Annotated in this window: 7 protein-coding genes; 4 read left to right on the top strand and 3 right to left on the bottom strand. The window is 65.2% G+C overall.

From position 1 onward, the window contains the following. Positions 1-198 precede the first annotated feature (198 nt). Complete coding sequence (locus AB4061_RS10620; protein WP_441633466.1) at positions 199-1266, bottom strand: transglycosylase SLT domain-containing protein; 1068 nt, start codon at positions 1264-1266, stop codon at positions 199-201. A gap of 632 nt (positions 1267-1898) precedes the next feature. Here AB4061_RS10620 and ubiD point away from each other — a divergent pair. Next, complete coding sequence (ubiD, locus tag AB4061_RS10615) at positions 1899-3428, top strand: 4-hydroxy-3-polyprenylbenzoate decarboxylase (protein WP_441633464.1); 1530 nt, start codon at positions 1899-1901, stop codon at positions 3426-3428. Between the two features lie 82 nt (positions 3429-3510). Then, a complete protein-coding gene (locus tag AB4061_RS10610) occupies positions 3511-5547 on the top strand; it encodes an acetoacetate--CoA ligase (protein ID WP_441633462.1) in 2037 nt (678 codons plus the stop codon). A gap of 67 nt (positions 5548-5614) precedes the next feature. Here AB4061_RS10610 and AB4061_RS10605 read toward each other — a convergent pair whose 3' ends face one another. Further along, positions 5615-6271: a glutathione S-transferase family protein gene (locus AB4061_RS10605; protein WP_441633460.1), complete on the bottom strand. Its 657-nt coding sequence runs from the start codon at positions 6269-6271 to the stop codon at positions 5615-5617. Positions 6272-6795: 524 nt separating this feature from the next. Between AB4061_RS10605 and AB4061_RS10600 the strand changes: the two genes are divergently transcribed. Further along, a complete protein-coding gene (locus AB4061_RS10600; protein WP_441633458.1) occupies positions 6796-8010 on the top strand; it encodes a polyhydroxyalkanoate depolymerase in 1215 nt (404 codons plus the stop codon). 59 nt (positions 8011-8069) lie between these two features. Here the strand turns inward: AB4061_RS10600 and AB4061_RS10595 are convergent, their stop codons facing one another. Continuing rightward, positions 8070-8555, bottom strand: a complete 486-nt coding sequence (locus tag AB4061_RS10595) for a cupin domain-containing protein (RefSeq protein WP_441633456.1) — start codon at positions 8553-8555, stop codon at positions 8070-8072. Between the two features lie 255 nt (positions 8556-8810). Between AB4061_RS10595 and AB4061_RS10590 the strand changes: the two genes are divergently transcribed. Next, complete coding sequence (locus tag AB4061_RS10590) at positions 8811-9746, top strand: aldose epimerase family protein (RefSeq protein ID WP_441633454.1); 936 nt, start codon at positions 8811-8813, stop codon at positions 9744-9746. Positions 9747-10010 lie beyond the last annotated feature (264 nt).

Below are 10010 nucleotides of genomic sequence, written 5' to 3'. Positions count from 1 at the left end.
TCAAGTCGGCCGGCTGTTGCGCTTCGAGCAGGAAGGTCAGGTGACTGGAAAGCATCGCGCCCGAAAGTTAACACTTCGGCGCAGCGTTTACAACTTCCTCTGACGCTACATACAAAAATGCCGTTCAGCTCTTAACTGAACGGCATTACCCCGAAGGGTGCTTTTTTTCGCGCTGCCCGAGATACGAGGATCCGGGGATCAGGCGCTTTTCGGGACGTTGCCTGCCGCTTCCAGCTTGTCGCCGGCCGTGCCGTGACGATGCTCGGCCTGTGCCTTGGCGTCCACCGCCACTTCCGGCTTGGCCGACACCGGCTCAGCCGCGACGCTGCGCACGCCAGGCAGCTGGCGCAGGCGGGCTCGCTCTGCCAGCACCTTGGCGCCATATCCGCCATCGGTGTTGGTGGTCGCCGCACCCACGTAATACTTTAGGCCGCCTTCCAGCGAACCGGCGCGGGCGATGCAGTCCTTGAGCACCAGCGCACCGATCTTGATGTTGGCGTACGGGTTCAGCGCGGCTGCCACGCCGCCCACGGCCTCGTATTTGTCCTGATGGACCTTGGTCATCACCTGCATCAGGCCCTGCGCGCCCACGCCGCTCTCCGCGTACGGATTGAAACTGGACTCGATCGCGATCACGCCCAGGATCAGCAGCGGATCGATGCCGACCTCGCGCCCCGTCAGATATGCGGCCTTCACCAGTTGCGCCGTGGCCTGCGCCGCCACGCGATACTTGCGAGCGATGTACTCAGCCACCACAGCCTGCTCGCGTGCGCTGCCCAGCGTGGCCGGGTTACGCGCATCAAGCGCCACGCGCTGCGCCGGGATCTGCGCGGCCAGGTGCGCCACGGAGGGCACCTTGCCGGCGGGCTGCTGGCCCCAGTCGTCAGTGCCGGACACGGTCGGCAACCCTGCCGGCTTGGACTGCGCCATCGTCAGGCTCAGCTTGGCCGCGGCCACATCGGCCGTGGACGCTGGCACTGCCGCTTCCATCAATACCGCAGGCGCTTCCTCGCCAGCCAGCGCACCGGCCAGGGCCGTACGCCATTCCTGGCTGACAGACAGCGATACCGCGGCGACTACAGACACAACCCCGAGACTGTTCAGGGCATATTTCAACGTTGCGCGACCGCTGCGTAAAGCGCGGCCAGCGACCGGATGCGCAAGGCGGACCTGCAATGCCCGACTCACTCCGGGTACCGGGTGTCTGAAACGGACCTGCAATGCCCGCCCGACTCCGGGAAGATGAAGGGTTTTCCAACCACTCATACTTACCTCCATCCGCTGTCCGCTTCGTGCCACGCTGCTGCGCCGCACGCCCGTTGACCGCGTATTCAAGTAAGGATGCCGCGCCGCCCAGCAAAGACGTCCAGCACCTGTTGGTGGGCGCTCCCCATGCGCCCAACGAGAAACAGGGTAGGCTCTTGGGGGAGCCTGCCCTGCCGCGAACTACTCAAAGCACCCGGCCACGGCCGGGGCGATCGATCGAATCCGTCCTGCTCAGACGCATCCGCTCATATGATCAGATATGGATAATTCCCCACTAATCCCCTTGACAGGGCAGAAGAAAATGTGCTGCACCGCAACACTCCAACGAGCAGAACCGGATTGTAGGAACCCTTTTATACATCGTCAAGAATAACGTTTCGAAAAAACAAAGCTTCTGGTTATATGTAACAAGGGTCTTTGACGCACTTCCTTGCCCCCTCCAATGGGTGAAACTCAGTACTGGCAAAGCATGGAGGCCATCCTTGCCGACCGAGGCGGAGTCAAAAAATTTACAATTTGGACATGCAAATTGGGACGATTTTTTTGTGTCCCATCATATTAATGTGAATAATGCATCACACAACTTGCATGGACAGGTGCGCTAACGTGCCTGCGCCTCAATCGAATAAATCATGAAATACAACGACTTGCGCGATTTCCTGGGCCAACTTGAAGGCCTTGGCGAACTGAAACGGATCGGTGCGCCGGTGTCGCCCAACCTCGAAATGACCGAGATTTGCGACAGGCTGTTGAGAGCAGGCGGGCCGGCAGTCGTGTTCGAAAACCCGAGCGATCCCCATCGGCCTGGTCAGACTTATAGCGTGCCCGTACTGGCCAATCTGTTCGGCACGACACGCAGAGTCGCCCTCGGCATGGGCGCGGAAAGCCTGGCCGACCTGCGCGACATCGGCCGCGTTCTGTCAGCGCTCAAGGAGCCCGAGCCGCCCCGCGGCTTGCGCGAAGCCGGCAAGCTGTTCACCCTCGTCAAATCGGTGTGGGACATGGCGCCCAAGCGCGTCAACAGCCCGGTCTGCCAAGAGGTGGTGTGGGAAGGCAACGACGTGGACCTGGCGCGCCTGCCGATCCAGACCTGCTGGCCCGAAGATGCGGCGCCGCTGATCACCTGGGGCCTGGTGATCACCAAGGGTCCGCACAAGAAGCGCCAGAACCTCGGCATCTACCGCCAGCAGGTGATCAGCCGCAACCAGGTCATCATGCGCTGGCTGGCGCATCGAGGCGGCGCGCTGGATTTCCGCGAACACGCGCTGGCCAACCCCGGCAAGCCGTTCCCGATCGCGGTGGCGCTGGGCGCGGACCCCGCCACCATCCTCGGCGCCGTGACCCCGGTGCCCGACACCTTGTCGGAATACCAGTTTGCGGGCCTGCTGCGCGGCAGCCGCACCGCGCTGGCCGGCTGCATCACGCCGACGTTGTCCGAGCTGAGCGTGCCGGCCTCGGCCGAGATCGTGCTGGAAGGCCACATCCAGCCCGACCCGGATCACCCGTCCGGCTACCAGCATGCGCTGGAAGGCCCGTACGGCGACCACACCGGCTATTACAACGAGCAGGACTGGTTCCCCGTCTTCACCATCGACCGCATCACCATGCGGCGCGATCCGATCTACCACTCCACCTATACCGGCAAGCCGCCCGATGAGCCTGCGGTGCTTGGCGTGGCGCTCAATGAAGTGTTCGTGCCGCTGCTGCAAAAGCAGTTCCCGGAGATCACCGACTTCTACCTGCCGCCAGAGGGCTGCAGCTACCGCATGGCCGTGGTGCGCATGAAGAAGCAGTACGCTGGGCACGCCAAGCGCGTGATGTTCGGCGTCTGGAGCTTCCTGCGTCAGTTCATGTATACGAAGTTCATCGTGGTGGTGGACGATGATGTTGACGTGCGCGACTGGAAGGAAGTGATCTGGGCCATCACCACCCGCGTCGATCCCGCGCGCGACACCGTGCTGGTGGAGAACACGCCGATCGACTACCTCGACTTTGCCTCGCCGGTGTCGGGGCTGGGCTCGAAGATGGGCATCGATGCCACCGATAAATGGCCCGGCGAGACCACCCGCGAATGGGGCCGTCCGATCCAGATGGATGCCGCGGTCAAGGCCCGGGTCGACGGCATGTGGGACGCGTTGTTCGAAGCCCGCGCCAACGCATGATGGCGGGCAGCAGGTAAGATCACACCAAAACCGCACCGCAACCCATCCGCACGTCCGCGCGAGACGGACCCGAGGAGGAGACATGACTACCCTTGAAGAAGGGCAACTGAGATGGACGCCGTCGCAGGCATTCCGCGACGGCAGCCGCATTACGCACTTCATGCGCTGGCTGGAGAGCGAGCGCGGCCTCGCCTTTGCCGACTACGGCGCACTGTGGCAATGGTCGGTGACCGACCTGGAAGCCTTCTGGGACGCCATCCGCGCCTATTTCGACCTGCGCTTCGATACCCCTGCCGAGCGCGTGCTCGGCAGCGCGCAGATGCCCGGCGCGCGTTGGTTCGATGGCGCCAGCCTGAACTACGTGCAACAGGTGTTCCGCCATGCCGGCAGCGGCGCCGCGCGCCAGCGCACGGCCATCCGCTACGCCGGTGAATCCATCGCGGTCACCGACCTGAGCTGGGATGCGCTGGAACAGCAGGTTGCCTCGCTGGCGCATGCCTTGCGCGGCATGGGCGTGGCGCGCGGCGATCGCGTGGCGGGCTACCTGCCGAACATTCCCGCCACGGTCGTCGCCTTCCTGGCCACCGCCAGCCTTGGCGCAATCTGGTCGGGCTGCGCGCCCGACATGGGCCAGGTGGCGGTAAGCGACCGTTTCCGCCAGATCGAACCCAAGGTGCTGATTGCCGTCGATGGCTACCGTTATGGCGGCAAGGCCTACGATCGGGCGCCAGTGCTGGCCGACCTGGCCGCCGCCCTGCCCTCGCTCACCGACCTGATACTGGTGCCGGGCGAGCACACTGACGCGCATGCCGCCCCCGACGCCATCCCGCTTCCCGCCAACGTGCGTCGCCACGCATGGCGGGCGGTGCTGGCGCATCGCGTACCGCTGGCGATCGAATCCGTGCCATTCGACCATCCGCTGTGGATCGTCTACTCCTCCGGCACCACCGGCATGCCCAAGCCCATCGTTCACGGCCACGGTGGCATCGTCATCGAGCAGCTCAAGCTGATGGCGTTTCACAACAACCTCGGGCCGGACGACGTCTTCCACTGGTACAGCAGCAGTGGCTGGATCATGTGGAACGCGCAGATCGCGGGGCTGCTGCTTGGCAGCACCATCGCGCTCTACGACGGCAATCCCGCCTGGCCCGACGCCGGCGTGCTGTGGCGCTTCGTGGATGCCGCGCGCGTCACCGCCTTTGGCGCGGGCGCGGCGTTCTTCACGGCCGGCATGAAGGCCGGGATCGAGCCCGCGCGCGTGGCCGACCTTTCCCGGCTGCGCGCGCTCGGCTCAACCGGCTCGCCACTGCCGGCCGAGGCCTATGACTGGATCTACCGCCACGTGGGCGCTGACATCTGGCTTGCGCCGATGAGCGGCGGCACCGACTTCGCCGGCTCGTTCGTGGCAGGCTGCCCGATCCTGCCGGTCTACTCGGGCGAGATGCAGTGCCGCTGCCTGGGTGCGAAAGTCGAAGCCTTCGACGAAGCAGGCAATGCGCTGGTGGGTGAGGTGGGCGAGCTGGTCTGCACGGCGCCGATGCCGTCGATGCCGCTGTTCCTATGGGGCGACACCAACGGGCAGCGTTACCGCGACAGCTACTTCGACACCTATCCCGGCGTGTGGCGCCACGGCGACTGGATCAAGATCACCGCGCACGGCGGCGCCATCATCTACGGCCGCTCGGACGCGACCATCAACCGGCACGGCATCCGCATGGGCACCAGCGAGCTGTACCGCGTGGTGGAGGACCTGCCGGAAGTGCTCGACAGCATGGTGGTGGACCTCGAATACCTGGGGCGCGACTCGTATATGCCGCTGTTCGTGGTGCTGCGCGAGGGCATGGTCCTGGACGATGCATTGCGCGACACCATGCGCGCACGCATCCGCAGCGCGCTGTCCTCACGCCATGTGCCCAACGAGATCCTGCAAGTGCCCGGCGTGCCGCGCACGCTGTCGGGCAAGAAGATGGAAGTGCCCATCAAGAAGCTGCTGCTGGGCCACGCGCCCGACAAGATCGCCAACCGCGACGCCATGGCCAACCCGGAAACGCTGGACTGGTATTTCGCCTACGCCGAGCGATTTATCGTGGCGCGCGCCAGCGAGTCCGCGGCGGCGTGAAAGGAGAAAGGGCGCACCGCAGCCTTGAACGCCGCGATGCGCCCTCTTCTTTCTCCTGGCAAGACAGTCAGAACTCCACTTCGAGTTCGCTGATTTCGTCGGGCTCCTTCTTTGCCGCGGCAATCCACTCCTGCAACTCCGGCATGGCGAGGATCTGCTTGCAGTACTCCACCGGCGCCGGATCCAGCATCACGCCGTAGGTCACGAAGCGCGTCACCACCGGCGCGTACATCGCATCGGCCATGGTGCGCGTTTCGCCAAACAGATAGGGGCCGCCGTATTGCGTCAGGCACTCGGTCCAGATCTGCGCGATGCGGTCGATATCGGCCTGCGCGCGCGACCACACCTTGAAGCCAGGAAAGTGCCCCTTCAAGTTCATGGGCAACGCCGCGCGCATGGCAGCGAAGCCCGAATGCATCTCGCCGCAGATGGCGCGGCAATGCGCGCGTGCGGCGCGGTCATCGGGCAGCAGGCCGGCCTTCGGGCGGACCTCGTTGAGATACTCGGCGATAGCCAGCGTGTCCCACACGGTCACGCCCTGGTGCAGCAGGCGGGGAACGAGAATCGAAGGCGACAGCAGCAGGATTTCCGCGCGCGCCGCGGCGTCATCGGGGGGCACCAGCACCTCCTCGAACTCCAGTCCCGCGAAGCGCGCCAGCAGCCAGCCGCGCAGAGACCACGATGAATACGTTTTACTGCTGATGGTGAGTGTCGTCCTTGCCATCCCGCCTCCTTGCCACCTGGAAAAGCCATTGCACGGCGGGCGATTTCCGTCGTCTGTGTGCCAGCAGACGGTGCGCCCGTGTCTCCCGCTGCAGTGTCGCGCTATGCGTTGTGTGCTTTGTGTTCGCTGCTTCTACTATGAATTTGTACTACATCATGGCGGGGACATAGTTCCTGATTGCGCTTACCTTGCTCTTGCCTTGATGTGGCGCAATGGCCTGCGCCGCAGCCGAAACAAGCACGCACCACGCACGTATCAAGCACGTATCAGGCACGCCGTTTCACGGTTAAACATGCCGCGGCCACAGCGGCACCGGCACGGTGCACCGCATAGCACCAGCATGAGGCAGATGGTCTGGCGAAGATCCGCGCGCGCACTTCGCGCGCGGCGTTTGCGCCGCATACGAACCAGAACAGGTCACCCCGTTCCGCCATACGGGCAGGCCCGCAAGCCGCATGCCAACGCGATTCGCCGTGGCACGCATATTGCGGCTGATGAGGTCAACGCATCAAAGGGGGCCAGCCATGCTGTATCAGGTGTACCAGACTTATGCGGATCTCATGCAGCCCGCCTGCAGCCTGGCCCACATGGTGTCGAGCACGCTTGCGGAAAACCCGCGCCTGGCAGGATGCGAGCCGATGCTTGCCACGCGCGCGGCCTGCGAGGTGCTCGCACTGAGCCGCCTGACGCACCATCGCCCGCCGTTTGCCATCGACAGCGTCATGGTGAACGGCACACCGGTACAGGTTACGGAGGAAGTGACCGCGAGCACGCCGTTCTGCTCGCTGCTGCACTTTCGCAAGCACGGCGTCCCTGCCCACCCGCGCGTGCTGCTGGTGGCGCCGATGTCGGGCCACTTTGCCACGTTGCTGCGCGGCACCGTGCAGACCATGCTGCGCGATCACGATGTCTACATCACCGACTGGCACAACCCGCGCGACATCTCGCTGGCGCACGGCCGCTTTGGTTTTGACGAGTACGTCTACCATCTGATCGATTTCCTGCGCGTGCTGGGCGGCGGCACGCACCTGATGGCGGTGTGCCAGCCCACCGTGGCGGCGCTCGCCGCCGTGGCGTTGATGGCGGAGGATAACGATCCGGCGCAGCCGCCGAGCCTGATCCTGATGGCCGGCCCCATCGACGCGCGCATCAACCCGACCAAGGTCAATGAGCTCGCCACCAGCCAGCCCATCGAATGGTTCGAGCGCTCGCTCACCAGCTACGTGCCGCTTCGCTTTGCCGGCGCGATGCGCCGCGTCTACCCCGGCTTCATGCAGCTGATCGCCTTCATGAGCATGAACAGCGAGCGCCACCAGCAGGCTTTCCGCGACCTCTACGATCTGCGTGCCAGCGGCCAGCATGACCGCGCGGATGCGATCCAGGTGTTCTACGAGGAATACTTCGCCACCATGGACCTGAGCGCGGAGTTCTATCTCGAAACCGTGAGCATGGTGTTCCAGGAATTCCTGCTGGCGCAGGGCCTGCTGGACGTAGGCGGGCGCCGCGTGGACCCGCACGCGATCCACCGCACGGCGCTGCTCACGGTCGAGGGCGAGCGCGACGACATCTGCGCCATCGGGCAGACCATGGCCGCGCAGGAACTGTGCGGCAGCCTGCGGCCCTATATGCGCATGCACCACGTGCAAACCGGCGTGGGGCATTACGGCGTGTTCAACGGCAAGCGCTGGGATTCGCAGGTCTATCCGCTAGTGCGCAACGCCGTCTATATGAGCGCGTGAGGTTGAACGCATGAGGTTGAACGCATATGGCCGCGCGGCACGGCCAGGTAGCCAGGTGTCTAGGCAGCGGTCTGGCCTGCCGGCCACGGCGTCACCGCCGGCACCGCGCACGGGCCCTCGACCTCGACGGTGCCAAAATCCGCCGGCCCCACGATCTCCAGGTACTCCATGTCCGGCGAGTAGTCGAACAGAAAATGCGTGATGCCGGGGCGCTGGTGCACGCAATCGCCAGTCGCCACCAGTGTCTCCTTGTCCTCGTACATGAAGCGCGCCCAGCCCTTGAGCATCAGTACCACATGGAACTGCGCCTCGTGCCGGTGCCAGCCGGTGCCTTGCTCGGGCGGCTGGTTGGCCTTGACCAGTTGCACCAGCAGCTTGCCGCCCGTGGCCTCGGCAATGCCCAGGTCGCGATACAGGAAGAAATCGCGCAAACCCTGGTCGACGAAGGCAGTGTCTTGCGGGCGCACGTGGGAGAACTTCGTGGGAGAGGCATCCGTGGCGGCATCGCCAGCGGACGCTGTGGACTTGCTGAGGGACTCGGCCATGACAAGCTCCTTTCGCTGAGGGAAACGCTCTGCGCTGCGACGCAACATTCACGCCAGCGGCCGCGTGCCCACGCAGCGCCGAAAGCGGCGAGAGCCGGTCCGAATGTGGCGCACCGATCGCTGCAAAAGGCGCATGCCTGATGAACGCCCGACGCCTGTGCACCCGCCGGGGGCGCAACCGAGCACCGGACAGGTGCCGCGGCACGGCGCGTTGACGGCTATCATGCAGCGATGCTCACTCCCGCCGCAACTTGCATGCCGCCTCTCAATTCTATGCATTTCCAAGGCCAGGAACTGATCCGGGTCGGAGACGATTCCAGTTTCATGCTGCTAGCCCCGCAGTTCGGCGCCCGCCTGGTGCGCTGGGTGCATCGCGGCGAGGACATCCTTTACTGGCCAGAGAACGCTGACTGGTCCCAACTGGCCCGTGTACGTGGCGGCAACCCGATACTGTTCCCCTTCATTGCCAGGCACTTCGTCGACAACGCGCCCGGCGCGTGGAAAGACGCCAGCGGCACCGTGCGGGCGCTGCCGATCCACGGCTTCGCACGCGACCTGCCCTTCGCGGTCACGCAGTTTGAGGCGGGACGCAGCCTGACCATGACGCTGCAAGCGTCGGACGCGACGCGCGCTGCCTACCCCTTCGAGTTCCTGTTCGAGGTCACCTACCAGCTGCTCGACGACAGCCTCGAGGCCACGTTGCGCACGCGCAATACCGGCGAGCAGGCCCTGCCTTACTACGCTGGCCACCACTTCTACTTCCCGCTTGCCCACCAGGCCCGCGCCGCTTCCACGCTGGCCATGCCGGTCGCGCAACGGATGCGCCAGCATCCCGACGGCTCGCTGGCATCGAACGGCCAAGGCGCCGAGACCTATCAGCTCGACGACCCGCGCCTGCAAGACACCTTTCACGTCCTGCACGCGCAGGCTGCGGCGCCACGCCACTGCACGCTGGCCACGCCGCCCGATGCCACCGCTGCGCATGGCCGCAAGCTGGCGATCGAGCTGGACACGCCGGGCAGCACGCCGTGGTTCGCGGTCACCACCTGGTCGGAGCGCGCCGACTCCGACTTCTACTGCGTGGAACCCTGGCTCGGCCTGCCCAACGCCATCCACCACGGCACGGGGTTGCGCTGGCTCGCGCCGGGACAGGAGGAGGCGGCGGTCTGCCGGCTGCGGGTGGCGCCATAAGGCGCCATCGCACCTTCAAGTTTTCCCCAACATCCTGGCGCTGAACGCGGCGGTGGCCATGTTCCGCATCGGCGGAAATGGATCTGGCCGGCCGGATGGGGCCAGGAACGTTGCCGGTGCCACACCGGCGTTTGGCGTCTAAGGGACCACGCGGGTCCCGGCGCACCGGTTCCGCCGGTGCGCCGGAGCGCCGGAGCGCGAGATAATGCACTTTTCATGGTATCCGGCAACCGCGCACCTTGCGCTCGCCGGGGCATCCCGCGT

The organism is Cupriavidus sp. YAF13 (assembly GCF_052113425.1).
In the GTDB taxonomy this organism is placed as follows: domain Bacteria; phylum Pseudomonadota; class Gammaproteobacteria; order Burkholderiales; family Burkholderiaceae; genus Cupriavidus.
The sequence above is the reverse complement of the archived record's forward strand: the minus strand, read 5'-3'. Positions and strand labels throughout refer to the sequence as shown.

Bases quoted from the DNA above. Each gene is read 5' to 3' on its own strand.
- AB4061_RS10620 (WP_441633466.1), bottom strand. From the start codon at position 1,266: ATGAGTGGTTGGAAAACCCTTCATCTTCCCGGAGTCGGGCGGGCATTG.
- AB4061_RS10605 (WP_441633460.1), bottom strand. From the start codon at position 6,271: ATGGCAAGGACGACACTCACCATCAGCAGTAAAACGTATTCATCGTGG.
- ubiD (WP_441633464.1), top strand. From the start codon at position 1,899: ATGAAATACAACGACTTGCGCGATTTCCTGGGCCAACTTGAAGGCCTT.
- AB4061_RS10600 (WP_441633458.1), top strand. From the start codon at position 6,796: ATGCTGTATCAGGTGTACCAGACTTATGCGGATCTCATGCAGCCCGCC.
- AB4061_RS10610 (WP_441633462.1), top strand. From the start codon at position 3,511: ATGACTACCCTTGAAGAAGGGCAACTGAGATGGACGCCGTCGCAGGCA.
- AB4061_RS10590 (WP_441633454.1), top strand. From the start codon at position 8,811: ATGCCGCCTCTCAATTCTATGCATTTCCAAGGCCAGGAACTGATCCGG.
- AB4061_RS10595 (WP_441633456.1), bottom strand. From the start codon at position 8,555: ATGGCCGAGTCCCTCAGCAAGTCCACAGCGTCCGCTGGCGATGCCGCC.